Annotated in this window: 22 protein-coding genes; 12 read left to right on the top strand and 10 right to left on the bottom strand. The window is 62.3% G+C overall.

The annotated features are described in order from the left end of the window. Positions 1-599 precede the first annotated feature (599 nt). On the top strand, positions 600-1,379 hold the full coding sequence (locus tag BFP99_RS26720) for a TSUP family transporter (RefSeq protein WP_065927824.1): 780 nt from the start codon (positions 600-602) through the stop codon (positions 1,377-1,379). Here the strand turns inward: BFP99_RS26720 and nudC are convergent. Continuing rightward, positions 1,347-2,180 (bottom strand): NAD(+) diphosphatase, encoded by an 834-nt coding sequence (gene nudC / locus BFP99_RS26725; protein ID WP_065927825.1) that lies wholly within the window; start codon positions 2,178-2,180, stop codon positions 1,347-1,349. The two genes, BFP99_RS26720 and nudC, sit on opposite strands and share 33 nt — an antisense overlap. 5 nt (positions 2,181-2,185) lie before the next feature. After that, on the bottom strand, positions 2,186-2,998 hold the full coding sequence (locus BFP99_RS26730) for a crotonase/enoyl-CoA hydratase family protein (protein ID WP_027606371.1): 813 nt from the start codon (positions 2,996-2,998) through the stop codon (positions 2,186-2,188). Between the two features lie 185 nt (positions 2,999-3,183). Between BFP99_RS26730 and BFP99_RS26735 the strand changes: the two genes are divergently transcribed. The 3 genes from BFP99_RS26735 to BFP99_RS26745 all read left to right on the top strand — a co-directional run bounded on the left by BFP99_RS26735 (position 3,184) and on the right by BFP99_RS26745 (position 5,507). Continuing rightward, positions 3,184-3,738, top strand: coding sequence for a UPF0149 family protein (locus BFP99_RS26735; protein WP_065948626.1), 555 nt, complete (start codon positions 3,184-3,186; stop codon positions 3,736-3,738). Positions 3,739-3,828: 90 nt separating this feature from the next. After that, positions 3,829-5,085: a 3-phosphoshikimate 1-carboxyvinyltransferase gene (gene aroA, locus BFP99_RS26740; RefSeq protein ID WP_065948627.1), complete on the top strand. Its 1,257-nt coding sequence runs from the start codon at positions 3,829-3,831 to the stop codon at positions 5,083-5,085. A gap of 32 nt (positions 5,086-5,117) precedes the next feature. After that, positions 5,118-5,507, top strand: a complete 390-nt coding sequence (locus tag BFP99_RS26745; RefSeq protein ID WP_065927828.1) for a hypothetical protein — start codon at positions 5,118-5,120, stop codon at positions 5,505-5,507. A gap of 1 nt (position 5,508) precedes the next feature. On the opposite strand, the gene BFP99_RS26750 is transcribed toward BFP99_RS26745, so the two are convergent. Next, a complete protein-coding gene (locus BFP99_RS26750) occupies positions 5,509-6,108 on the bottom strand; it encodes an NAD(P)H-dependent oxidoreductase (protein WP_065948628.1) in 600 nt (199 codons plus the stop codon). Positions 6,109-6,180: 72 nt separating this feature from the next. Here BFP99_RS26750 and BFP99_RS26755 point away from each other — a divergent pair, with 72 nt between their 5' ends. Then, the gene (locus tag BFP99_RS26755) at positions 6,181-6,774 is read left to right on the top strand and encodes a TetR/AcrR family transcriptional regulator (protein ID WP_065927830.1); all 594 of its coding nucleotides are present in this window, start codon (positions 6,181-6,183) and stop codon (positions 6,772-6,774) included. Positions 6,775-6,971: 197 nt separating this feature from the next. On the opposite strand, the gene BFP99_RS26760 is transcribed toward BFP99_RS26755, so the two are convergent. Next, positions 6,972-7,637: a GNAT family N-acetyltransferase gene (locus tag BFP99_RS26760; RefSeq protein ID WP_065927831.1), complete on the bottom strand. Its 666-nt coding sequence runs from the start codon at positions 7,635-7,637 to the stop codon at positions 6,972-6,974. A 56-nt stretch (positions 7,638-7,693) separates the two neighbouring features. Continuing rightward, a complete protein-coding gene (locus BFP99_RS26765) occupies positions 7,694-8,578 on the bottom strand; it encodes a LysR family transcriptional regulator (RefSeq protein WP_065948629.1) in 885 nt (294 codons plus the stop codon). A gap of 113 nt (positions 8,579-8,691) precedes the next feature. Here BFP99_RS26765 and BFP99_RS26770 point away from each other — a divergent pair, with 113 nt between their 5' ends. The 3 genes from BFP99_RS26770 to BFP99_RS26780 all read left to right on the top strand — a co-directional run bounded on the left by BFP99_RS26770 (position 8,692) and on the right by BFP99_RS26780 (position 13,187). Further along, complete coding sequence (locus BFP99_RS26770) at positions 8,692-9,900, top strand: MFS transporter (protein ID WP_065948630.1); 1,209 nt, start codon at positions 8,692-8,694, stop codon at positions 9,898-9,900. Positions 9,901-9,981: 81 nt separating this feature from the next. After that, on the top strand, positions 9,982-10,833 hold the full coding sequence (locus BFP99_RS26775; RefSeq protein ID WP_065927834.1) for a CAP domain-containing protein: 852 nt from the start codon (positions 9,982-9,984) through the stop codon (positions 10,831-10,833). A gap of 170 nt (positions 10,834-11,003) precedes the next feature. Then, on the top strand, positions 11,004-13,187 hold the full coding sequence (locus tag BFP99_RS26780) for a GAF domain-containing protein (RefSeq protein WP_065948631.1): 2,184 nt from the start codon (positions 11,004-11,006) through the stop codon (positions 13,185-13,187). Positions 13,188-13,195: 8 nt separating this feature from the next. Here the strand turns inward: BFP99_RS26780 and BFP99_RS26785 are convergent, their stop codons facing one another. The 4 genes from BFP99_RS26785 to BFP99_RS26800 form a co-directional block, all read right to left on the bottom strand. After that, a complete protein-coding gene (locus tag BFP99_RS26785; RefSeq protein ID WP_065948632.1) occupies positions 13,196-14,362 on the bottom strand; it encodes a GGDEF domain-containing protein in 1,167 nt (388 codons plus the stop codon). A gap of 51 nt (positions 14,363-14,413) precedes the next feature. Then, positions 14,414-16,651: a 1,4-alpha-glucan branching protein GlgB gene (gene glgB, locus BFP99_RS26790; RefSeq protein WP_065948633.1), complete on the bottom strand. Its 2,238-nt coding sequence runs from the start codon at positions 16,649-16,651 to the stop codon at positions 14,414-14,416. Beyond that, the gene (gene treS / locus BFP99_RS26795) at positions 16,648-19,995 is read right to left on the bottom strand and encodes a maltose alpha-D-glucosyltransferase (protein WP_065948634.1); all 3,348 of its coding nucleotides are present in this window, start codon (positions 19,993-19,995) and stop codon (positions 16,648-16,650) included. Before treS ends, glgB begins: the two co-directional genes overlap by 4 nt. A 94-nt stretch (positions 19,996-20,089) precedes the next feature. After that, a complete protein-coding gene (locus BFP99_RS26800) occupies positions 20,090-22,078 on the bottom strand; it encodes an alpha-1,4-glucan--maltose-1-phosphate maltosyltransferase (RefSeq protein ID WP_065948635.1) in 1,989 nt (662 codons plus the stop codon). Positions 22,079-22,282: 204 nt separating this feature from the next. Between BFP99_RS26800 and BFP99_RS33370 the strand changes: the two genes are divergently transcribed. Beyond that, positions 22,283-22,450: a hypothetical protein gene (locus BFP99_RS33370; RefSeq protein ID WP_162844262.1), complete on the top strand. Its 168-nt coding sequence runs from the start codon at positions 22,283-22,285 to the stop codon at positions 22,448-22,450. A gap of 182 nt (positions 22,451-22,632) precedes the next feature. Then, positions 22,633-23,241 (top strand): hypothetical protein, encoded by a 609-nt coding sequence (locus BFP99_RS26805; RefSeq protein WP_065948636.1) that lies wholly within the window; start codon positions 22,633-22,635, stop codon positions 23,239-23,241. 1 nt (position 23,242) lies between these two features. On the opposite strand, the gene BFP99_RS26810 is transcribed toward BFP99_RS26805, so the two are convergent. Further along, positions 23,243-23,740 carry an MgtC/SapB family protein gene (locus BFP99_RS26810; RefSeq protein ID WP_065927841.1) on the bottom strand — a complete coding sequence of 166 codons (498 nt, stop codon included), beginning with the start codon at positions 23,738-23,740 and terminating at the stop codon, positions 23,243-23,245. 118 nt (positions 23,741-23,858) lie between these two features. On the opposite strand from BFP99_RS26810, the gene BFP99_RS26815 reads away from it, so the two are divergent. Both BFP99_RS26815 and ccoG read left to right on the top strand, forming a co-directional pair. Further along, positions 23,859-24,098 (top strand): DUF3203 family protein, encoded by a 240-nt coding sequence (locus BFP99_RS26815; RefSeq protein ID WP_027606388.1) that lies wholly within the window; start codon positions 23,859-23,861, stop codon positions 24,096-24,098. 184 nt (positions 24,099-24,282) lie between these two features. Beyond that, positions 24,283-25,692: a cytochrome c oxidase accessory protein CcoG gene (gene ccoG, locus BFP99_RS26820; protein ID WP_065941279.1), complete on the top strand. Its 1,410-nt coding sequence runs from the start codon at positions 24,283-24,285 to the stop codon at positions 25,690-25,692. The last annotated feature ends 64 nt before the right edge of the window (positions 25,693-25,756 follow it).

The raw sequence follows: 25,756 nt of genomic DNA on the forward strand, positions 1-25,756 counted from the left end.
GTTACCCACGGATTCAAGCCTGCGTTCGGCCAGCGTGGTTAACGGGGCGCCTGAGATCAAGATCAAAAGCCAGAGCCAGAGCAGATCAAAAGATTGCTGACTTCGTCAGCGGTTAAGGAAGTAGAAGCCACACCGCGTACGCGTCAAAGATCAGGTCGGCTTTAAGGCCGCCTCGCTTTGTTTTTGATCTGGGATCGCCCCGTCAAACACGCTGGCCGAACGCAGGCTTTGGAGCGTGGGTAACCCGGCAGGACGCCGGGTTAGCCGCACTGGGCCAAGGATGGCCCATTGCGGCGGCCCACGCTCCAAAGCCGGAGTGAGGGCACACCGAGCCTAAGCGAGGTGCCGAGTGTTGGGGCGAGGACCTTTTGCTTACTTTTGGGTCCCTCCAAAAGTGAGTCGCTGTAAAAGCGAAACCATAAGTGGCCGTTACCGCAGCAACGGATATGTACTCGGTCAAAACCAACGACATGGTCGGCCCGAAGGCCGCCACGGAAACAAGCCCCCTCCCACATTTGGTTCTGCGTACATCAGGCAGGTAAGATGGCAGCCCTTCGCACAGCGTTTTGCTGCGCACTGCCAACCATAAGCCCTGCCCAATGCCCTTCGAACTCAGCGTAGACCTCACCACCCTCGCCATTCTCGCCGTCGTGGCCTTTATCGCCGGCTTTATCGACGCCATCGCCGGTGGCGGCGGCCTGCTTACCACCCCGGCGCTGCTCACCGCCGGGATGCCGCCCCACCTGGTACTGGGTACCAACAAGCTCAGCTCCACCTTCGGTTCGGCCACGGCCAGCTTCACCTTCTACCGTCGCAAGCTGTTCCACCCGCGTCAGTGGGTGCATGCGATCATCGGCACGTTGATCGGTGCGCTGGCCGGTGCGGTGGTTGCCCACTACCTGCCCGCCGAAACCCTGAACAAAATGCTGCCGGTGATCGTATTCGCTTGCGGCGTGTATTTGCTGTTTGGTGGCACGCCCAAGGCGCCACTGGACGCCGACGCGCCGATCAAGAAGAAATGGCAAGGCACCCAGGGTTTCGGCCTGGGCTTCTACGACGGCGTGGCCGGCCCCGGTACCGGTGCATTCTGGACCGTGAGCACCATGCTGTTGCACCCCATCGACCTGGTGAAGGCCAGCGGCGTGGCGCGCAGCATGAACTTCGTCAGCAACGCGGCGGCGCTGTCGGTGTTTATCTTCAACGGCTCGGTGGATTGGATTGTCGGCCTGGCGATGGGCGTGTCGGTGATGTGTGGCGCGTTCTTTGGCGCGCGCAGCGCGATCAGCGGCGGCGCCAAATTCATTCGCCCGGTGTTTATCACCGTGGTTCTCGGCCTGACCGTGCGCCTAGCCTGGCAGCACTGGTTCAGCGTGGCCTAGGCGACGGGCCAGGTAGAGGTCGATCAGGTAACGCGCAATCGAGCGTGACGCCGGCAACGGCGGCAGGTCGTGGATGCTGAACCACTGCGCGTCCTCGATCTCGTCGGCCTGGGGCACGATGTCGCCACCGGCGTACTCGGCATGGAAGCCCAGCATCATCGAATGGGGGAACGGCCAGCACTGGCTGCCCATGTACTGGATGTTCCTGACCTCCACCTGCACTTCTTCACGCACCTCGCGGATCAGGCAGTCTTCGGCCGACTCCCCCGGCTCGGCAAAGCCCGCCAAGGTGCTGTAGACCCCGGTGACAAACCGTGGCGAGCGCGCCAGCAGGATCTCGTCGCCACGGGTCACCAGCACGATCATGCTCGGCGAAATCCGCGGGTAGCTGCGCAGGTCGCAGGCCTGGCAATACATCGCCCGTTCCCGTGGCACCTGGACCATGGCCTGGCCGCAACTGCCGCAGAACCGATGCTCCCGCGCCCAGGTGCCGATCTGCGCGGCGTAGCCCAGCACTTTGTAGAGGGTGTGATCACCTTGCAGCATGAAGCCGCGCAGGCCCTGCCAGCTGCAACCAGGCACTTCGCCCGCCGAGTCGAGTTCCAGCAGATACACCGGCTCACCGTCGAGGTGGCCGATGCCATGTTCGGCAAACACCGAAAGCTCCTGGCGCTTGAGCCATTCCCGAGGGAACAGCGGGCCGTTGGCGTCATGCAAAAAGCCGTCGCGGCTGCGGGCGACGGCCCAGCCGCCGGGGGCGTCGTTGTCCAGCAGCGTTGTGGTAATCCAGCCTGGGGTCATGTCAGTCAATCCACGAATTCGGGTTTCTGCTTGCTCATATGGGCCGCGATGGCCACGCGCAGGTCGTTGGATTGCAACATAGCCGAGTTCCAGGTGGCAACGTATTCCAGACCGTCATTGACCGTATGGTCACGCATGTAGCTGATCATGGCTTTGGTGCCGGTGACCGCAATCGGCGATTTGGCCGCGATTTCATGGGCGATCTCGAACACGCCGGCCAACAGGCTTTCCTGGTCGGCATACACGCGATTGACCAGGCCGATGCTGCGCGCCTCCTCGGCACCGAACGGGCGGCCGGTGTAGGCCAGCTCACGCAGCATGCCGTCGCCGATGATGCGTGGCAGGCGTTGCAGGGTGCCGACGTCGGCGGCCATGCCGATGTCGATTTCCTTGATCGAGAATTGCGCGTCTTCAGCCGCGTAGCGCATGTCGCAGGCGCTGATCAGGTCGATGGCGCCACCGATGCAGTAACCCTGGATCGCTGCCAGTACCGGCTTGCGGCAGTTGTCGACGGCATTGAACGAGGCTTGCAGCTCGAGGATCTTGCGCCGCAGCAGGCGTGCATTGCGGCCCACATCCTTGCCGAAGTCATTGGCCACCGAGGCCAGCATCATCAGGTCGATGCCGGAGGAAAAATGCTTGCCGGCACCGCTGAGCACCACGGCGCGTACGGCGTCGGTGTCTTCGATCCATTGGAAGATGTCGATGATCTCGGTCCAGAACGCGGCGTTCATCGCGTTGATCTTTTCCGGGCGGTTGATCTGCACATGGGCTACGTTGCCGCTGAGTTCGACGACGAAAGCTTGATATTCGGACATGGCAGTGATCCCTGGCTGGCGAGTGATAAGGCCTGAACTATAACAAGGGTACGTGACGGCGCATCGGCCAAAAGCGGGACTGGCAACGGCGATGGAAAAGACGCTGGATAAAAGCCCCGGCACACGCCATCCTTCGCGCTTTGAGCCGCCCCATCAGCGGCGTTCGACGTTTAAAGGATATGCCCATGCACGCCCAACCCCTCGCCCCCGCCGATTTCGAATTCATCGAAGAAACCCTGTTGAAATACGGCGACGACCATTCGGTGCTGAACCTGGCCGAACTCGACGGCTACTTCACCGCGCTGGTGTCCAGCCCGGCACAGGTGGACATCGCCGAGTGGTTCCCGGCGATCTGGGGCGGGCAGAACCCGGAGTGGGAAAACGCCGAAGAGGCCCAGCAGTTCCTTGACCTGTGCGTGCGTCATATCAACACCCTGGCCGGACAACTGGCGACTGACGCCGAGGGCTTCAAGGCGCGCTTCGATGAAACCGAACACCAGGGCCAGGACGTGACCCTCGCCGAAGAGTGGTGCTTTGGCTATATCCGTGGCGCGGCGATCGGCAACTGGCCGGAATTGCCGGCCGAACAAGCCGCACAGCTGGAGAAAATCTCCTGGTGCGCCGAACAGGACAACTTCGAGTTGCCGGCCGACCTCGATGTGCCGGCCCATCAACAACGCGTCAGCGCAATCGAACCGGCGGCGCGGGCCCTGCATGATTACTGGCTGGCCTTGCGCTAAGCCTCGACAAGCACCGCTGCTTTGGCCGATTATTCGGGTCCGCCCGTCGGCCACTCCGTACCACCTTGCCTTGATCAGGAGCCTTGCACCTTGAGTTCGCAGAAAACCGTGACCGTTACACCGCCCAACTTCCCCCTGAATGGCAAGGTCGCGCCCCCCGGCTCCAAATCCATTACCAACCGCGCCCTGCTGCTGGCGGCGCTGGCCAAGGGCACCAGCCGCCTGAGCGGCGCCTTGAAGAGCGACGACACCCGGCATATGTCGGTGGCCCTGCGCCAGATGGGCGTGACCATCGACGAGCCGGACGACACCACCTTCGTGGTCACCGGCACCGGCAAGCTGCAATTGCCGGCGCAGCCGTTGTTCCTCGGCAATGCCGGCACCGCGATGCGCTTCCTGACGGCCGCCGTGGCTACCGTGCAAGGCACCGTGGTACTGGACGGCGACGACTATATGCAAAAACGCCCGATTGGCCCGCTGCTGGCCACCCTCGGCCAGAACGGTATCCAGGTCGACAGCCCGACCGGTTGCCCGCCGGTGACGGTGCACGGCGTGGGCACGGTCCAGGCCAAGCGCTTCGAGATCGACGGCGGCTTGTCCAGCCAGTATGTATCGGCCCTGTTGATGCTGGCCGCGTGCGGCGAAGCGCCGATTGAAGTGGCACTGACCGGCAAGGACATCGGTGCCCGTGGCTACGTGGACCTGACCCTGGACTGCATGCGGGCCTTCGGCGCCCAGGTCGATGTGCTCGACGACACCACCTGGCGCGTGGCCCCCACCGGCTACACCGCCCATGATTACCTGATCGAACCCGACGCTTCCGCCGCCACCTACTTGTGGGCTGCCGAAGTGTTGACCGGTGGCCGCATCGACATCGGCGTGGCCGCCCAGGCCTTCACCCAACCAGACGCCAAGGCCCAGGCCGTGATCGCGCAGTTCCCGAATATGCAGGCCACCGTGCTCGGTTCGCAGATGCAGGACGCGATCCCGACCCTGGCGGTCCTGGCTGCCTTCAACAACACCCCGGTGCGTTTCACTGAGCTGGCCAACCTGCGGGTCAAGGAATGCGATCGCGTACAGGCCCTGCATGACGGCCTCAATGCGATCCGTCCGGGCCTCGCCAGCATTGAAGGCGATGACCTGCTGGTCGCGGCCGACCCGGCGCTGGCCGGCACGTCGTGCAACGCCCTGATCGACACCCATGCCGACCACCGCATCGCCATGTGCTTTGCACTCGCGGGGTTGAAAATCGCGGGAATCCGCATTCAGGACCCGGACTGCGTGGCCAAGACCTATCCTGGGTACTGGAAGGCCCTGGGCAGCCTTGGGGTCGCGTTGAGCGACTGACTCAACGGCGTCGGAATGGGGAGGTAAGGATCATGACCATTCGCCAACCCTGCCCACCCGGTGCCTGTGTCTGCGACCGTGAACAACTGCTGGAAGCCCCCGGCGCGGACCTGCGTATCCTCAGCCTGACGCGGCAGGAAGAGAAACGCCTGGTCGAGCGCCTGGAAAACCTGCAAAGCCTGCAAGACCTGGAGCGCATGCAACAGCGGATGCACGAGCTATTGGGCATCCGCGTGCATATCGCGCCGGGGCACAACGAGGTCAAGAGCATGCGCGGTATCCAGATCGTCATCGACGAGCTGCCAGGCATGTGCCGCAAGACCCGGCAAGCGATCCCGGCGGCGATTCGCCGGGGCCTGGAGAAAAATCCGGAAATTGCCTACCGCCTGCTGGACGCCCACGACCTGTTTCGCGAAGGTTGAATCAACCGGCGACCGTCTCGGCCTCGAACAGTTTCTGCCCTACCGCCCTGGCTGCTTGCAGATGCGCGGTCGCCGCGCCATCTTCCGACTCCAGCAACAACGCCGACGTCACCACTTTCGCTCCACAGTAATCAAAAATCCCGTAGTCGATCTGCGTGCGCATCGCCTTGGCGTAGCCGTGTCGGTCAAACGCGCTTTCATCGGCCGCCCCCAGGGCCAACAGGTGCACGTGCAAGTGCCGCAGTTTTTTCACCACGGGCATGTCCGGGCCGTAATCGATCGCCCAGCCGTTGACGAACACGCGGTCGACCCAGCCCTTGAGCAGGCCCGGCAGCGACCACCAGTAGATCGGGAACGCCAGCACCAGGGCATCGGCGCGGTCGATGCGTGCCTGTTCCGCCAGCACGTCGGCCGGGGGCGTGGCGCGGGTGTGGTGTACGAGGTGGTCGGCGGCGGTGTAGCGCGGGTCGAAGCCTTCGGCGGCGAGGTCGGCGATTTCGAAGGTGTGGCCCTCAGCAGTCAGCCCGGCAGCCACCTGCGCGGCCACGGCGTGGGTGAGGGATTGTGGGTCGTGATGGGCAACGACGATGAGTGCGTGCATGACTTTGACTCCCTTTGGGTTTAATCTACTTTTGGTAAGTTAACACCAACAAGTTACTTTTGGTATATAAGCATGTCAAGCCCTGAATCCCCTGCCCCACGTCGTCGCCTGTCCCGTGAAGATCGCCTGCGTCAATTACTGGAGGTGGCCTGGCAACTGGTGCGCGAGGAAGGCACCGAAGCCCTGACCCTGGGCCGCCTGGCGGAACTGGCCGGCGTCACCAAACCGGTGGTCTACGACCACTTCGTCACCCGTGCCGGGCTGCTCGCCGCGCTGTATGAAGACTTTGACGCGCGTCAGACCCAGGTGTTTGCCGAAGCCCTCGACGCCAGCAGCGCGACCTTGGAAGAACGTGCCTGGGTGATCGCCTCGTGCTATGTCGATTGCGTGTTATTGCAGGGCCGGGAAATTCCGGGGGTGATTGCCGCACTGAGCAGCTCGCCGGAGCTGGAAGCGCTCAAGCGTAAGTATGAGGCGATTTTTCTCGACAAATGCCGCGCCGCGCTGGCGCCCTTTGGCCAGGTTTCACAGCCAGGATTACGGGCGATGCTGGGGGCGGCGGAAGCGTTGTCCGATGCTGCGGCGAGCGGCGAGATCAGCCGGGAAGAAGCGCAACAGGAACTACTGGCAACCATCCTGGCGATGGTCAATCGCGCACAGCGTTGAAGACTGAAGAAGCTTCTGTGGTGAGCGGGCTTGTTGTGGTGAGCGGGCTTGCCCCGCGCTGGGCTGCGAAGCAGCCCCAATAAGAGCACTGCAGTGTGCCAGGCAGCTCAGGGGCTGTTTCTGGGGCCGCTTCGCAGCCCAGCGCGGGGCAAGCCCGCTCACTACAGAAGCACTACAAAAAAGCCAAGCAGGCCAGGCTAACGCCCTGCCACAAACAGCTGGACCTTGCGTGCCAGTTGATCGAGGTGCCGGTCCCGCTGTTTCTCGGCATCCACCATCGCCCGCTTGCCGTGTTTTTGCAGCAGGTAGGTATGGATCTGGCGTACCTCCAGCGAACTGTAGATTGCCGCCACATCCAACACGCCCATCAAGCCATCGGTGCCGTAGGCCCGGGTATTCATCAACACCTGGGTGCCCCGCGCACCCCGCACTTGAAAACCCATGGCCTCGAAGGCCGCTACCTTCTCCACGGCACATGCCAACTCGGCATGGGGATAGCGCGCCACCACGTCCGCCATCATCCCGCGCGCCACACCCTGACGCCGGAAACCGGCCTGTACCGCCATAAAGGCGATGCCACAGGCTTCAGGATCATCTTTCACCGGCAGGTACAGGCAAAAGCCAATCACCTGCTCCTCGAGCATCGCCACGATCAACTCAACGGCAATCCCCTTCGACCCGCCCAATGCCTCCAGGTACAGGTGCACCTCAAAGCCGATGGCATATTGGTAGATGTTGTAGAGCAGGTTGCTCGGCGGCAGTGCGACGCTGCTGATGTCGGTGAGGTTGTCCACCACCATCTGCAGGATCTGGGCATTGATGGGCTCGGGGCACGGTGTGGTGTAGCGGGTAAGGCTGAACATGCAGATTCCTGGGGTTTCGCGTCAAGGCAGCGGCGATTGTACCTGTTGCAGGCCGTTCAGTGTCCGCACACCTCACGCACGCACCCGCGCAACCAGCGGTGGGCCAGGTCGGCATCCAGCCGCGGATGCCAGAGCATCGCCACGGTGAACGGTGCCAGCGTCAACGGCAACGCAAAGCTGTACAGGCCTTCGCGCTGATGGGCGGTGTAGCGTTCGGGCACGCAGGCAATCAGGTCGGTGTCGCGGGCCAGGGCGATGGCCGTGGCGAACCCGGCGACGATGGTGCCGATCTGCCGCGTCAAGCCCAGGGCTTCAAGCCCATCGTCGATCTGGCCGCGCTCCTGCCCGCGCCGCGAGACGTAGACGTGGCGCCCCTGGGCAAACCGCTCGGCACTGATGTCGCCCTGGCTCAGGGGATGGCCGCTGCGCACCACGCCAATCAAACGGTCGCGAAACAGCGCCTGGGTCAGCACTTCGGGGCTGGCGTCAGGGTCGACCACGCCGGTTTCCAGGTCGACGCTGCCTTGGCGCAGTAACGTGCTGTCCTTGTCGGTCTTGCTGACGAAACGCAGGCGTACACCGGGCGCCTCCCGTGCGATGCGCGCCAGCAACACGGGACCGAAGTTTTCGACGAACTCTTCACTGGTGCGCAAGGTGAACGTGCGCTCCACCTGGGCCAGGTCCAGGGCGTGTGCCGGGCGCAGCACCGCATGGGCGTCCTGCACCAGGCGGCTGACCTGCTCACGCAATGCCTGCGCCCGCGGCGTCGGCACCAGCCCGCGCCCAGCGCGGACCAACAGCGGATCGCCGGTGGTCTCGCGCAAGCGCGCCAGCGCCCGGCTCATGGCCGAGGGGCTCAACTGCAAGCGTTTGGCCGCTCGGGCGACACTGCCTTCGGCCAGCAAGACATCCAGGGTAATCAGCAGATTAAAGTCGGACATGGGCGCTCCTTAGCAGGCGTTTGACGCAGGTATTAACTGCAAACCCTGCGTCTTCCGCCATGTTAGGCCAGGCCGTAGATTTGTGACAGTTGCGTCCACCCAAGGAATCTTCCATGCATACGTCTTCACGCGGCGGCCTTGCCAGCCTGTCGCTGTCCATGTTGCTCGCCGCCCTCGGCACCAGCATCGCCAATGTCGGCCTGCCCAGCCTGGTACAGGCATTCGATGCGTCGTTTCATGCCGTGCAGTGGGTGGTGCTGGCCTACCTGATGGCGATCACGGCGGTGATTGTCATGGCCGGCCGAATGGGCGATCGCCTGGGCCGTCGCCGGCTGTTGCTCGCCGGGCTGCTGTTGTTTGCGCTGGGCAGTGGGCTGTGTGCGGGCGCGCCCTCGCTGGGCTGGCTGATTGCCGCACGCCTCCTGCAGGGCTTGGGCGCGGCGAGCATGATGGCCATGGCGCTGGGGATGGTCGGCGACACGGTGCCCAAGGAACGCATCGGCCGGGTGATGGGCCTGCTGGGCACGATGTCAGCCGTCGGTACCGCCATGGGCCCCGCCGCTGGCGGGTTATTGCTCAGTGTATGGGGGTGGCGCGCGCTGTTTCTGGTGGGCATGCCCTTGGGATTACTCACGGCCAGCCTCGCGTGGCGCTACTTGCCGGTTGATCGACGCCAAGCAGGCTCACCTTCCAGCGTCTGGTCACCGTTGAAGGAAGCACCCTTGCGCACGAGTCTCGCGATGAGTGCGTTAGTAGCGGCGGTGATCATGGCAACCTTTGTGGTCGGCCCTTTCTACCTGTCCAAGGGGCTGGGGCTGGACCCGCAATGGATGGGCCTGGCCATGGCCGTCGGGCCCTGTGTCGCGGCGCTCAGCGGTGTACCGGCGGGGCGCCTCACCGACCGCCAGGGCTGGCGCCTTATGACTTTCGCCGGGTTGGGCATCCTGTTTTGCGGCGCATTACTGTTGTCGTTGGCCTCGGGATTGATCGCCTACCTTGGGGGGCTGGTGATTCTGACGACGGGCTATAGTCTGTTCCAGGCCGCCAACAACACTGCGGTGATGTGCGATGTAGACGGTGCGCGCCGAGGTACGGTCGCAGGCTTGCTCAACCTGTCACGCAATATCGGGCTGATCTTCGGTACCTCGGCCCTGGGGGCGGTGTTCGCCTGGGCGACCCCGGATGTCACCCGCGCCAACGCGCAATCCGTGACCAGCGGCCTGCATGCGACTTTCACCGTCGCCGTGGGCTTGATCCTGCTGGCCACCGCGATGGCAACGGGCCGCATCCGCGCCGTGAATGCCCCACAGAATACCCGTTGAGGCAAAAAAACAAAAAAGGCGTTGCGCCAGACGGGGTTACATCGCGCATCATGGGCACTTTCAAGCTCAAGGGTAACGTCCATGCGCGTTCTGTCATTGATGATGGGTCTTACGACGCTGGCCGCCAGTACGGTGTTCTGCGCCAGCGCGATGGCGAATGAAGAAAGTCAGTTGGTGCAACAGATCAACGAGTACCGCAGCCAGGTGCAGCGCTGCGGCGACCAGGGTTCCCAGGAACTGCCACCGTTGGCCAACGATACACGGCTGGTGCTGCCGGCCAATAACGTCGGCGACCTGCAGCAGGCCCTGGCCCGTGCCGCGTACCCGATGGTCAATGTGCAGGCGATCAGCCTGTCCGGGCCCAAGGACGCCCAGGCAGCCATGAAAGCCGTGCGCGAGAGTTTCTGCCGGGTGGTGCTGGACCCGCAATTCGTCGACATCGGCGTGAGCAACAGCGGCCAGGACTGGCGCATCGTGCTGGCCCGCCCGTTGCTGTCCAGCGGCCTGGGCGATTGGCAAACCGAAGGCCGCAAGCTGCTCGACCTGATCAATGCCGCCCGCACGCAACCGCGCCAGTGCGGTACCCAGGCGTTTACCGCGACCACGCCATTGTCGTGGAACGAGGCGCTGGCCGGGGCCGCCAACAGCCACACGCGCAACATGGCCAACGGCAATTTCTTCGACCACCTGGACCACGACGGCCGCACGCCTGGCGACCGCGCGGAACTGGCCGGGTATATCGCGAAGAACATCGGCGAAAACATCGCCGCCGGCCTGGACACCCCGCGCAAGGTGGTCGACGGCTGGCTCGCCAGCCCAGGTCATTGCGCCAACCTGATGAACCCGCAGTTTCGCGAATTGGGCTCGGCCTATGCCATGGACCCGAAGAGTGACGCGGGCATCTACTGGACCGCTTTATTCGGCACGCAGTAAGGGTTGGGCAATCGCCCGCCCCCCGGCCTTCGCTCTTTCAAACGAATACAGCATCAAAATGCCATCTAGCGGATAATCGTGCTGAACTGGCAGCGACCAGACAGGTCTGTAGCTTTACGCCACATCCTTGCGGGCGCGTTGAAGATTCCGGAATACAAGGTGTTCTCCCAATGATGAATTGGCTGCAAAGCAGCAGCGACATGGCTGAGCAAGTACGTCAGCATGATTGGGCCAATACGCCCCTAGGACCGCTGGAACAGTGGCCGGACGTGTTAAAGACCACCGTGGCGCTGTGCTTCGCCTCCAGCTTTCCCCAGGCGATTGTCTGGGGCCCGCAGCTGATCACGCTCTACAACGATGCGTTTATCCCGATCCTGGGCAGCAAGCCCTACGCGTTGGGGCGCCCGTTCAACGAAGTGTGGGCCGAGGTGTGGGATGACGTCAGCCCCATCGCCAACGCCGCCTTCGAGGGCCACGCCACCTATATCGAAAACTTTCCCCTGGTGATTGAACGCGGCCCGAGGCGGGAGCAGGCGTACTTCACCTTCTGCTACAGCCCGATCCGCGATCCCCAAGGCAAGGTGGTCGGCATGCTCGACACCGTCACCGAGACCACCGCCACGGTGTTCCTGGCACGCCGCCTGGCGGTGCTGGACGCCATCGGCAACGCGGTGGTCAACGCCGTCGATGCCGAAGCCATCATGACCAGCACCACCCGCTTGCTGGCCGAGCACCTGCAGGTGAGCAATTGCGCCTACGCCGACATGGACGCCGATGAAGACGGCTTTACCATTCGTGACAATTGGACCGCGCCCGGCTCGCCCAGCATCATCGGCCGCTACAGCCTGGCGGCGTTCGGCGAGATGGCCGTCAAATGCCTGCGCGCCGGCGAGCCCCTGGTGATCCACGACAATCTGCGCGAGTTGCCACCCGCAGAGTCCGCCACCTTCCAGGCCCTTGGGGTGACGGCGACCATCTGCATGCCGCTGATCAAGAACGGTCGCCTGACCGCCCTGATGGCCGTCCATGACAAAAACCCACGCGCCTGGTCACCCTACGACCTGGCCCTGTTGCGGGAAGTCACCGAGCGCTCCTGGGCGCATATCGAGCGCGTGCGTGCCGATGCCGATGTGCGCAAGGGCCTGGCGGCCTATGCCGAACTGAACACCACTCTCGAACAGCGCGTCGAAGAACGCACCCTGGCGCTGGCCAAGGCCGAAGCCGCGCTGCGCCAGTCGCAGAAACTCGAAGCCATCGGCCAACTCACCGGCGGCGTGGCCCATGACTTCAACAACCTGCTGACCATCATTCGCTCATCGGTGGACTTCCTGCGTCAGCCAGACCTGCCGGAACAGCGTCGCCAGCGCTATATGGGCGCAGTGGCGGATACCGTAGAGCGGGCGAGCAAGTTGACCAGCCAATTGCTCGCCTTTGCCCGCCGCCAACCGCTGAACCCGGAAGTCTTCGACGTGGGCCAGCGCGTACAGAACATCGGCGAGATGCTGGAGAGCGTCACAGGCGCGCGTATTCATGTACGTGTCGAGATGCCTTCGCAGCCGTGTTTTGCGCGGATTGATGCCAGCCAGTTTGAAACCGCACTGATCAACATCGCCCTCAATGCACGGGACGCAATGGAGGGCCAGGGCACCCTGACCCTGAAGGTCCTCGGGGCACAGCCGTTGCCCCACATTCGCGGCGACGCCGGGTCGGGTAAGGCGTATGTCGCCATTTCGCTCGCCGATACCGGCCCCGGCATTCCCGAAGACACCGTCGAACGCATTTTCGAGCCGTTCTTCACCACCAAGGCGGTGGGTAAAGGCACCGGCCTGGGCCTGTCGCAAGTCTTCGGCTTCGCCAAGCAGTCGGAGGGCAATATCGATGTGACCAGCACGCCTGGCCAAGGCAGCGTATTCACCTTGTATCTGCCCCAGGTCGAAGCCGAAGCAGCGCCGCCCCCCTGCGAGGAAACGCTGGCGTCGTCCCACGACACATCACAGTGCCGGGTGCTGATTGTGGAGGACAATCTGGAGATCGGGCGGTTTGCCAGCCAGATTCTTCAAGACCTGGGCTACCAGGCCAGCTGGGTGACCGATGCCGAACAGGCCCTGACCCTTGCCGGGCACGATGGGAGGGCCTTCGATGTGATCTTCTCCGACGTGGTCATGCCCGGTATCACCGGCGTCGCCATGGCCAAGCTGCTGCGCCAGCGTCGAGCGGACCTGCCGGTGATACTGACCTCGGGCTACAGCGAAGAGCTGGCCGATAATGGCTATGACGGCTTCGAGTTCCTGCCCAAGCCTTACTCTGCCGAGCAGGTTTCGCGGGTATTGATCAAGGCCATGCACAAGGATTGAGCAGCGCCCTACTCCGCGACGGCCACTTGGTTGCGGCCCAATGCCTTGGCCCGGTACAGCGCTTTGTCGGCGCTGTTCATCAGGCCGTGCAGGTCCTCGTCCACGGCATGGGTAAACGCCACCCCAAGGCTGGCTGACAGCCCCTTGACCGGCTCGGCGGCCAAACCGGCTATAGCCTTGATCAGATCCTCGGCAATATTGCGCGCGGTGTCCAACGACGTATTGGGCAACAACACGGCAAACTCTTCGCCGCCCAAGCGACCATACACATCGGCCTTGCGGAACGACGCACTGATCACCCCGCCAATCTGGCGCAAGACCTGATCGCCGGCCTGGTGCCCATAGGTGTCGTTGATTTGCTTGAAGTGGTCCATGTCCATCATCAGCACGCACAGCGGCTGCTGGTTATGACGGCATTGCGCATACAGCAATTGCGCATGTTCGAAAAACGCCCGGCGGTTCATCAGGCCGGTCAGCTCATCGGTCTGTGCGGCACGGGTCGAGATGTTATGGGCCCGTTCCATTTGCCGGGTCAGGCGAAAGGCTTTCTCCAGTGCATCGGACAACTTGCGCGTGGCACTGGCCACAAACGTGGAAAACACCAGGACCGCGATGCCGATACCCACTTGCATCGATGTCGGCTGGAACAACAGCCACAGGGTGCACGGCAGCAACACCAGACCGATGGACACCAGGGTCATATAGCGATAGGCCGAATAACACGACACGGCACTGACCGACATCCCCACGGTGAACAGCATCACCAGCGCCTGGGACAACCGATCATCGGGGGGCATCAGCGCGAGTGCCCCAGCCCCCCAAATGCTCGCGGACAGTACCAGCGTGACCCAGTAGCGGCGCTCCCAGCGATCCGGGGTGCGTTCGCTGTTGGGGCAGCGGAACCAGTCCAGGAACATCTTGACCCGCAGCAGCGACGACGCGCCCAGCACCACCAGCCACACCACCATGAACGTGTGATCGAAGCGCTCCCAGCACAGCCAGCAGAGCATGGCGGCTGCCATGTAGCTGCCGAAAATGGCTGCAAATGACTGGCGAAACAACTGGTGCAAACGGTCGGTTCGCACCTGTGCCTCTATAAAGCAATCCTGATCCCGCCCATGCCCAAGGCCATTCATGAAATTCGCCTGATTCGACTGCCATGACAAAGGCGCCATTGTGGCACCCTGCCACCAGCGTGGACAACTGAATCCAGCAGGGTAGAGCCTTTAACTCCCGTCAGGCCGCAAAATCAGCACCCCCAACGGCGGCAGGTTCAACGACAGTGACACCGGTTGCCCATGGCGTGGCTCATCCTCGGTGAACACGCCACCGCCATTGCCGTAATTGGAACCCGCGTAGGTATCGGCGTCACTGTTGATCACCTCGCTCCAACGCCCACCGAACGGTACGCCCACCTTGTAGGCCTCACGGGGCACCGGGGTGAAATTGGCCACCACCAGCACCGGCTTGCCGTCCTTGCTCCAGCGTAGCCAGGCGTAGACGCTGTTGATCGCGTCGTCGCCGATCAGCCACTGGAACCCCTGAGGCGCATCATCCTGCTCGTGCAGCGCCGGCTCTTCGCGATACAGGCGGTTCAAGTCACCCACCAGCTTTTGCACGCCTTTGTGCTCGGCGTACTGCAGCAAGTACCAGTCCAGTTGCTGGTCGTGGTTCCACTCGCGCCACTGGCCGAATTCGCAGCCCATGAACAGCAGCTTCTTGCCCGGATGCATCCACATGAACGCCAGGTAGGCGCGCAGGTTGGCAAACTTCTGCCAACGGTCGCCCGGCATCTTGTCGATCAGCGAGTGCTTGCCGTGCACCACTTCATCGTGGGAAATCGGCAGGATGAAGCGCTCGGACCACGCATACACCAGGCCGAAGCTCAGCTCGTTATGGTGATGGGCGCGATAGACCGGATCCTGCTGGATGTAATGCAAAGAATCGTGCATCCAGCCCATGTTCCACTTGTAGTTGAAGCCCAGGCCGCCCTGTTGGGTGGGCTGGCTGACGCCGGGCCAGGCGGTGGACTCTTCGGCGATCACCAGGGCGCCGGGCGCTTCCAGTGCCACCACGTCGTTCAAGTGGCGCAGGAAATCGATGGCTTCCAGGTTCTCGCGCCCGCCATGGCGGTTGGGCACCCATTCGCCGGCCTTGCGCGAATAGTCGCGGTACAACATTGACGCCACAGCGTCCACGCGCAGCCCGTCAATGTGGAAGTGTTTGAGCCAATGCAGTGCCGAGGCCAGCATGAAGCCGTGGACCTCAGTGCGGCCCAGGTTGTAGATCAGCGTGTCCCAGTCCTGGTGGAAGCCTTCCAGCGGGTTGGCGTATTCATACAACGCAGTGCCGTCGAATTGCGCCAGGCCGTGGGTGTCGGTGGGGAAATGCGCCGGCACCCAGTCGAGGATCACGCCGATATCGGCCTGATGGAGCGCGTTGATGAAATAGGCGAAGTCCTCCGGCGAGCCAAAACGCGCCGTCGGTGCGAACTGTGAAAGCGCCTGGTAACCCCACGAACCGCCGAACGGGTGTTCCATGATCGGCATCAATTCGACGTGGGTGAAGCCCAGTTGCTGCACATACGGCACCAACCGCTCGGCCAGCTCGCGCCAGGTGTATTGGCGCGCTACTTCGCCGGCCTCGTCCAGCTCGCACTGCCAGGAGCCCACATGCAACTCGTAGATCGACAGCGGCGCCGTGCCCTTCTGTCGCTCGACCCGCGCTTGCATCCACTCATGGTCCTGCCAGTCCACCTGCAACGGCGCGGCGACTTTCGAGGCGGTATCGGGTGGCAACTGGGTCGCCAGCGCCATCGGGTCGGCCTTGAGCGGCAGAATCCCGTGGGCGCCGAGGATTTCGTACTTGTAGGCGGCGCCAGGTTGCAGGCGGGGAATGAAGATCTCCCACACGCCCGACGGATGCCGCAGGCGCATCGGGTGGCGGCGGCCGTCCCAGATATTGAAGTCCCCCACCACCGAGACCCGCCGCGCATTCGGCGCCCACACGGCAAAACGCACGCCGTCTACGCCATCGACGCTGGTCACCTGGGCCCCCAGGCAACTGCTGAGGTCACGGTGGTTGCCTTCGGCGAACAGGTACAGGTCCATCTCCCCCAGCAACAGTTGCTGGAAGCTGTAAGGGTCTTCGGTGATCTGCTCGCCACCGGCCCACTGGATTTTCAGCAAGTACGCCTGGCGGGTGTTGAACTGCCCGACGAACAGGCCCGGCACCTGGGTCGCATCCAGGCTGCCGATCTGTTCACCGCCATCGCGGCTCAGCACCTGGACACTCAAGGCCTCCGGCAGGAACGCGCGGATAAATTGGCCGCCCTGCTCGTCATCGTGTGGCCCGAGAATGGAAAACGGGTCGTGGTGCTCGGCGCGCACCAGCGCTTCGACGTCCTTGGACGCCGGCATGGCTGTCAACTTCGGTTGCAGCGGTTCTTTATTCGTAAAGCTCATGACGTCTCCCCACCGCGTGCAGTGTTCGATTTAGATGTAATCCCGCTCAACAACCCGTGCAAGCCCCGCAGGGGCACCGGCAACCAGGTCGGGCGGTTTTCCGCTTCGTACGCTACCTCATACGCGGCCTTCTCCAGGCTGAACAACGTCAGCGCGGCGTCCTGGCCCTTGGCATCCTGCCAGTCATGCGCCAGTGTAGACGCAGCGGCCTGATAAGCCTGGATAAATGCCTGGCGGGCCTCTTTCAGGTAGCGATCGGTCACGCGCCTGCGCGCCTGGTCCGCTGCGGGCGAGTGATCCACCCCTTGTACGTTCAAGGCCATGGCCGCCGCGTAGTCAAAGGAGCGCAACACGCCGCTCACATCTTTATACGGGCTGTGCTTGCCGCGCCGTTCATGCAGCGGCCGCGCCGGTTCGCCTTCAAAGTCGATCAGGTAGGCATCGCCCTTCACCACCAGCACCTGGCCCAGGTGCAAGTCACCATGAACCCGAATGCGCAGCCCGCCCAAGGTGGCTTTCGCCAGCGCCTGGACATGCGCGCCGATGGCTTTTTTCTGCGCCAGCAATTCACTGACCAGCGCCTGATCGGCAGGGTTCAATTGGCTTTGATGCAGCTTGAGCAATTGCAATGCACGGTCGATCTGCGCCCCAACGTCCTTGGCCCAGGCTTGGGTATCCTTGGCGCTGGTCGGTTCGGGCTTGAAGTCCTTATTGGTCGTGTTGGCACCCAGTACCCCGTGCATTTCACCCAGGCGCTGGCCGAGCAGCCCGGCGAAGTCCGCCAGCTCGCCCAATGCGTTGTAATGCTGTTCCTGTTCGGAGATGGCCTCGGCCAGTTCATCGCGGATGGCACGTTCCAGGTTGTTCTGGGTCCAGCTCCATGCGTCACCCTGGTTGCTCAAGTAGCCCTGGGCGATCATCAGCAGGTTGTCCTCGCCTGCGCCATCATGGCGAATCACCGAACCCATCAGCGGCGAGATATTCGGGTAACCCGCCTGCGTCAGGTACGCGCTCATTTCCAGCTCCGGGTGCACCCCGGCGCTGACTTTGCGGATCAGCTTGAGCACCAGGCTCTCGCCCACCACCACCGAGCTGTTGGACTGCTCGGCAGACAAGTAACGTACCGGCGACTCGTCCGTCAGTTGCAGCGTGTCCAAGTGTGGCGTGGCTTCAAAACGCAGGTCGCCGTCGCTGCCGTTTAACACGGTACCGGCCTGCAGGCCTTGGATCACCGCGCGGATAAAGTGCTCCAGGCTGAAGGCGTCCGTCACCAGGCCGACCTGACGCACCCGCCGTACCCGGGCCAGGGCCAACTGTTGCGGCAAGGCGCTGGTGAACTGGTCTTCGCCAAGAAAACCGAACGGCAGCTGATAACGGCTGACCTGGCCACCGGCGGTCACCTCAAGCTCGCTGAGCAAGACCGGGTGCTGGGGGTCGCCAAAGCGCACACCGTAGGCGATGCGCACGCTGTCGATGGCGGTGTCCTTGCCGGCAAACCAACGGCGCTTGGGCAGCCAGGCGGGCAGCGAGGTCTGTTCGAGGGCGGTGCGACACGGTTCGTCGAGCAGCTCTTCCATGCGTTTTTTCAATACCAGGGTGGTGAAGTCCGGCATGCTTTGCGCCGGCTCCACGTGCCAGCTGGGCATCTGGTTTTCCGCCGCCAGCACGAACCAATAGAAGCCATACGGCGCCAGGGTCAGCAGGAAATTCAGCTGGCCGATGGGCGGGAACGCATTGCCGCCGAGCATCTCCACCGGGACCATGCCGGCAAAGGCCGATAGGTCCAGCTCGGCCGCCTGGGCGCTGCGCGAGACGTTGGCCACACACAGGATGATTTCGTTGCGCCCGTCTTCGCCGGTGAATTCGCGGGTATACGCCAGGATGCGGCGATTGCTTGGCGAGAGCATTTTCAGGCTGCCGCGCCCAAACGCCTTGGACTGCTTGCGCACCGCCAGCATGCGGCGGGTCCAGTTCAACAGTGAGTGCGGGTCCTGGGCCTGGGTTTCGACGTTGACCGACAGATAGCCGTATTGCGGATCCATGATCGGTGGCAGCACCAGGCTGGCCGGGTCGGCGCGGGAGAAACCGCCGTTGCGGTCAATGGACCATTGCATCGGCGTGCGCACGCCATCGCGGTCGCCGAGGTAGATATTGTCGCCCATGCCGATTTCGTCGCCGTAATACAGGGTCGGCGTGCCGGGCATCGACAGCAGCAGGCTGTTGAGCAACTCCACACGGCGGCGGTCGCGCTCCATCAAGGGCGCCAGGCGCCGGCGAATGCCCAGGTTGATGCGTGCGCGGCGGTCAGCAGCGTAGTAGTTCCACAGGTAGTCGCGCTCTTTATCGGTGACCATTTCCAGGGTCAGTTCGTCGTGGTTGCGCAGGAAGATCGCCCATTGGCAGTTGGCGGGGATCTCCGGGGTCTGGCGCAGGATATCGGTGATCGGGAAGCGATCCTCCTGGGCCAGCGCCATGTACATGCGCGGCATCAGCGGGAAGTGGAACGCCATGTGGCACTCATCGCCGTCATCGCCCTTGCGGTCGCCGAAATACAGCTGCGTGTCTTCCGGCCACTGGTTGGCCTCGGCGAGCAGCATGCGGTCGGGGTAATGGGCGTCGATCTCGGCGCGGATCTGCTTGAGGACGTCGTGGGTTTCCGGCAGGTTTTCGTTGTTGGTGCCATCGCGCTCGATCAGGTAAGGGATGGCGTCCAGGCGCAGGCCGTCGATGCCCATGTCCAGCCAGTAGCGCATCACCGACAGCACGGCTTTCATCACCTGCGGGTTGTCGAAATTGAGGTCCGGCTGGTGGGAATAAAAACGGTGCCAGAAGTACTGGCCGGCGACCGGGTCCCAGGTCCAGTTGGACTTTTCGGTGTCGAGGAAAATGATGCGGGTGCCGTCGTATTTCTGGTCGTCATCGGACCACACGTAGAAGTCCCGCGCCGCCGAGCCCGGCTTGGCCTTGCGCGCCCTCTGGAACCACGGGTGCTGATCGGAGGTATGGTTGATCACCAGTTCAGTGATGACCCGCAACCCGCGTTTGTGGGCTTCGGCGATAAAGCGCCGGGCATCGGCCATGGTTCCGTAGTCGCTGTGCACGCCCCGGTATTCGGCAATGTCATAGCCGTCATCGCGGCGTGGCGAGGGGTAGAACGGCAGCAGCCAGATGGTGTTGACACCCAGGTCGGCGATGTAGTCGAGCTTGGCAATCAGGCCGGGAAAATCACCGATGCCGTCGTTGTTGGAGTCGAAATAGGATTTGACGTGAACCTGGTAGATCACCGCGTCCTTGTACCAGAGCGGGTCTTTGATGAAGGTGGCAGCCTTGGGTTTCTTCGCCATTGGAAACTCCTGAAATACTCGAAAAATCGTGCAGACTGAACCGGGTCAATGTGGGAGAGGCTTGCCCCCTCCCACATGTTGATCTTCACCAGGCTCAGGAGGTGCTGATGCGCCAGATCCCGAACGGCATCTGCGGCTCCAGCCGCGTCCACTGGGTCTTGCCATACCAGGTCCAGCGGTGGCCGTTCATCAGGTCTTCGCCCTGGGTCTGCGCATCGTCCGGCAGGCCCAATTCCCACAATGGCAACTCAAAGTGGGCCTCCTGGGCATTGAACGGATCGAGGTTGACGGCTACGAGGATGAAGTTGCTGCCGTCCTCGCTGCGCTTGCCGAAGTACAGGATATTGTCGTTCCAGGCGTTGTAGAGCTTCAGGCCCAGGTGAGTCTGCAACGCCGGGTTTTGGCGGCGGATGCGGTTGAGCTGGGCGATCTCGGCGATGATATTGCCGGGTGCGGTGAAGTCCCGAGGGCGAATCTCGTATTTCTCCGAGTCCAGGTATTCCTCTTTGCCCGGCACCGGTGCCGCTTCACATAGCTCAAAGCCCGAATACATGCCCCACAGGCCCGAGCCCATGGTGGCCAGCGCGGCGCGGATCAAAAAGCCCGGGCGCCCGGATTCATGCAGGAACCCTGGGTTGATATCCGGTGTATTGACGAAAAAATTCGGCCGGTAGCATTCGCGCCACGGCGACTCGTTCAATTGCGCCAGGTATTCGGCCAGTTCGGCCTTGGTGTTGCGCCAGGTGAAGTAGGTGTAGCTCTGGGAGTAACCGACCTTGCCCAGGCGCGCCATCATCGCCGGGGTGGTGAAGGCTTCGGCGAGGAAGATCACCTCGGGATGCTTTGCCCGTACATCGGCGATCAGCCACTGCCAAAAGGGCAGCGGCTTGGTGTGGGGGTTGTCGACGCGAAAGGTCTTCACGCCCTCTTCCACCCAGCCCACCACGATGTCGCGCAGTTCAGTCCACAGGCCTGGGATCGCATCCGCGGCATAGAAGTCGACGTTGACGATGTCCTGGTACTTCTTTGGCGGGTTCTCGGCATATTTGATCGTGCCGTCCGGGCGCCAGTTGAACCAGCCCGGGTGCTCTTTGAGCCACGGGTGGTCCTGGGAGCACTGGATGGCGAAATCCAGGGCGATCTCCAGGCCATGCTCGGCGGCGGCCTTGACCAGGCGACGGAAGTCTTCGCGGCTGCCCAACTGCGGGTGGATGGCCTCGTGGCCGCCGTCCTCGCTGCCGATGGCATAGGGGCTGCCCGGATCATCGGGGCCTGCGGTCAGGGAATTGTTCTTGCCTTTGCGGTGGCTGCGCCCGATCGGGTGGATCGGCGGGAAGTACAGCACGTCGAACCCCATGTCATGGATCATCGACAGGCGCGAGTGCACGTCGTTGAACGTACCGTGGCGGGCCGGATCGTCGGTGATCGAACGGGGAAACAGCTCGTACCAACTGGCAAATTGCGCCGCCTCGCGCTCCACATCAATCGGGTAGACGGTGCTGATGCTCAAGTAGGCGCGGTGGTCGGCCTGGGTCATCAGGTGTGCACTGTCTTCGTGCAAAAACAGCGCGACCTGCTCGGTTTCCAGCAAACCGGAGAGTTCGTGGTGCAACAGCATCAGGCGGTCACGCAGTTCGTTGTCGCTGCGTTCGGCGGCCTGCAGCACCAGGCTGCGGCCTTCCTGCAACTCCAGGCTGACCGGCACCCCGGCTTCATGTTTTTTGCGCAGTTCATAGCAGAAGCTGGCGTAGGTATCGATCCAGGCCTCGATGCAGTATTCGTGAGGGCCCTGGACGGTGACGGTAAACGCCCCTTCCCAGCCATTGTTGCCCACGTCGTTCATGACCACGCTGTGCCAGCTTTCGTCATGCAGCGGGCGCCAACGGATCAATACGGCCAGCTTGTCGTGGCCATCGGCGAATACCTTGCTGGTGACGTTGACCCGCTGGCCCACCACAGCCTTGACGGCAAATTCGCCGCCGTCGATCACGGGTGAAGTGCTTTCGATCGCGATCCTGGGCAGCAACAGCGCCTGGGACAGCGGCAATATGGAGTCTTCTGGAGCCAGTGTTTCAGCAGTCATCGAGCATCTTCCCCTTACGCCCTGTGGACGCTCTTTGCTTGATCCGAATTCCGATACGGCAGCGCTCTCCCTGAGCAGGGCCGCTATAGGTCCGAGCCTGGGCCAAGGTTAAAAGTTCAGCTGGATGTTCCGCCATTGGGCGGGGAATCAATTGGCCTCGGTGGATGTCCACCGCTGGAGCAAAGCACAAAGGAGGCCACACCGATGAATATCCCGATCCCGGCTGAAACCCCGGACCCGAATATCGACAACCCGACCCTGCCCCCCACGGAGCCGGAGCCGATTCCCGAGAAGGAACCGCCGGAAACCCAACCGCCAGCGGTGGAAGAACCACCAACGACAATGCCACCGGTAATTGTAAGAACCAGCTGACGGCGACGGGAGGCTCGCTCGAAAACAAGATATCGTCCTTCGAGCGGACCTCATGAAAAACCGAAATTTCCTTCGCTATTAAGAAAATATTGCTTAAGCCCAGCTTTATATACTGACCTCGCGAAATGCTCCCCCCACCCTTTGGGATAAGGCGTTTCAGTCCATTCTTCGTGAGGTTATATATGTCGACCATCCCTCCTCAGCTGACCCCGAACTACGTACCGTCCACCCCCGTCACTCCGGCGCACACCGATGCAACGCCTCTGGCTGAGCTGAACTCGCTGTTATCCCAGCACAACATCCACTGTATTCTGCACGCCCCGAACTCCTTTCATTCCCGCACACAGCTTGACAAAGTCCGCAGACTGTTAACTGAAGACAACATCCGGTTGATGTTGCACGGTGAGAATGCTGAAGCGAACGCCAAAACCCTCGAAGCGCTCGGTAAACAGTTAAATCCGGACATGATCAGCACCAACCTGGAATCCGCCAGGCGTGATGCGGAAGAAACCCTGATCAAGGAGCTCAGGTTGAAAGGGCTTGAAAACTTGATGAAAGCATATTCTGGCAGTGACACCGCAGATCTGCTGAACGCTTATCATAAGTCGAAAGACGATGTGGAGACCCTTGGCAAGAACCATTCAGCAATGGGACGTATAGCTGGGTTCTTGACTGGGTTTGGTAGTCTGTTGAACATGCGCAGGCTCGACTCTTTACGCACAGAACGAGTGCCCGCCGAACGCCAACACGGTCCTGAAACCTACAGCGTCAACATGAAGGTCCCTTATTAAGTCAGGTCTCCTTGTCCAACAGCTTGACGATCCTTGGCATCACGCTGAACACCGCCAGGGCCAGCAAGGTACTCAACACCGCCGTCGACTCGCGACCCATTCCCGCCGCCACCCCAATGGCGGCGGTCATCCATAACCCGGCAGCGGTGGTCAGGCCTTTGACGTGCTGGCCCTCTTCATCTTCCTTGCCCTTGAGGATCGTCCCTGCGCCGAGGAAACCAATCCCCGCGATCACCCCCTGGACCACACGACTCATGGCATCCGCCTGGTTGCCAGACATCTGCGGTACCAGCACAAACAATGCGGCGCCCATTGCCACCAGCATATGGGTGCGCACACCGGCAGCCTTGCCCTTGTGCTCGCGCTCAAACCCGAGGATGCCGCCCAACAGCGCTGCGATCAGCAGGCGAACAGTGATTTGAGTGAGCTGTTTCGCGTCGCCAAGGTCGGCGAATTCGGCCTGCAGGGTTTGCCACACTTCGTGCCACCAGGCGTCCATGGATGCTGTCCTTTATTTATGGATAAAGGATGGACAGCGGCGACCGCCAGTCAGTTGCCTTGAACCCACACACCTTGCTGCACCCTAACCTTCATACCCCATGAAAAAGGAGACCGGCATGCCCCTGCGTATCGAAAACCAACTGTGCTACTTCATGCTCGATGACAATGGCCAGGAACAGAGCGTGCCGGCGACCCGCGTCCATATCGTTACCGACACCGACAAATCCATGTCGTACGTGGAACTGGCCGCCGAGCGGATCTATATCACCGAAGCCGAGGCCGACGCCCTGACGGTGGCAGGTGCCCATGATGGGCGCCAACATGTAAAGGCTGAAGAACCTGGTTCGCTGATTTAATTGATCTGTATCAGCACGCGCCAGATCTAGCTGCACCTCCAGCGCCATGGGGTGCAGCACATTGACGCAGGCCCATGGCCAAAGCCCATCTGATCCGCTTTTTATCGCCATACCTGAGCCTGTTATGCAAACAGACCGACGCGCATAGTTCATCGGCCTGATGGAGGCTGATGAGCGAACGACCATGAGCGAACGAATCCCAACCGTGGAAACCTTTGAGCCGATCCACCCAAAGAAGGTGAAGGCCAAATCCAGCGACAACCTGATCCATACCCGCAGTTTCACCGGCCTGTTCCGCACCTTGCGCGTAGCTGGCGCGGGCTTTCTGTTCCTGGCGTTCTTCGGCACGGTGTGGCTGAACTGGGGTGGGCGGCAAGCCGTGCTGTGGGATTTGGCCGAGAGTAAATTCCATATTTTCGGCGCCACCTTCTGGCCCCAGGACTTCATCCTGTTATCGGCTTTGCTGATCATCTGTGCCTTCGGCCTGTTTGCGATTACGGTGTTCGCCGGCCGCGTGTGGTGTGGCTACACCTGCCCGCAAAGCTCGTTTACCTGGCTGTTCATGTGGTGCGAAAAGGTCACCGAGGGCGAGCGCAACCAGCGTATCAAGCTGCAAGCGGCGCCCTGGAGCCTGAACAAACTCGCGCGACGCTCGGCCAAACACACGTTGTGGCTGGGCATCAGCGTGCTCACCGGGCTGACCTTTGTCGGCTACTTCACGCCGATCCGCCCCCTGGCCGCCGAACTGCTGACCTGGCAAATGGGGGGCGTGAGTCTCTTCTGGGTGCTGTTTTTTACCGCCGCCACCTACATCAACGCCGGCTGGCTGCGTGAAGCGGTGTGCATGCATATGTGTCCGTATGCGCGGTTCCAGAGCGTGATGTTCGATAAAGACACCCTGACCATTTCCTACGATAGCGCCCGTGGCGAGCATCGCGGCCCGCGTAAACGCGAGGTCACGCCGGCCGCTGTCGGCCTGGGTGACTGTATTGACTGCCAGCTGTGCGTGCAGGTCTGCCCCACCGGCATCGACATCCGCGACGGCCTGCAAATGGAGTGCATCGGCTGCGCGGCGTGCATCGACGCCTGCGATTCGATCATGGACAAGATGGGCTATGCGCGGGGCTTGGTGAGCTACACCTCCGAGCATCAACTCCAAGGCGGCAAGACCCACCTGCTCAGGCCGCGCCTGATCGGCTACAGTGCGGTGCTGCTGGTGATGATTGCGGCGTTAGTGGTGGCATTGGTGGAGCGGCCAATGGTGTCGCTGGACGTGACCAAGGACCGTGGCATGTTCCGCGAGAACGCCCAGGGCCAGATCGAAAACATCTACAGCCTCAAGGTCATCAACAAGACACAGCAGCGCCAGGAATACCGGGTGGAGCTGCTGGATGCAGAGGGTTTCCAACTGCAAGGCAAGACCGAGATCAGCCTGGCACCGGGGGAAATCGTCGATGTGCCGGTTTCGGTGGCATTGCTGGCCGACAAGCCGGCGAGCAGTTCGCAGACAGTGCGCTTCAAGGTTTCGGATGTGGACGAGCCGTGGATCTACAGCGCCGCCGACAGTCGCTTTGTGGCACCGCTCAACCGCTGAGACCTCGCTATCGAAAATGATGCAGATCAAATGTGGGAGGGGGCTGGACTCATATTACCTATTT

It is taken from the genome of Pseudomonas sp. 1 R 17 (assembly GCF_900067035.1).
Classification (GTDB): Bacteria; Pseudomonadota; Gammaproteobacteria; order Pseudomonadales; family Pseudomonadaceae; genus Aquipseudomonas; species Aquipseudomonas marginalis.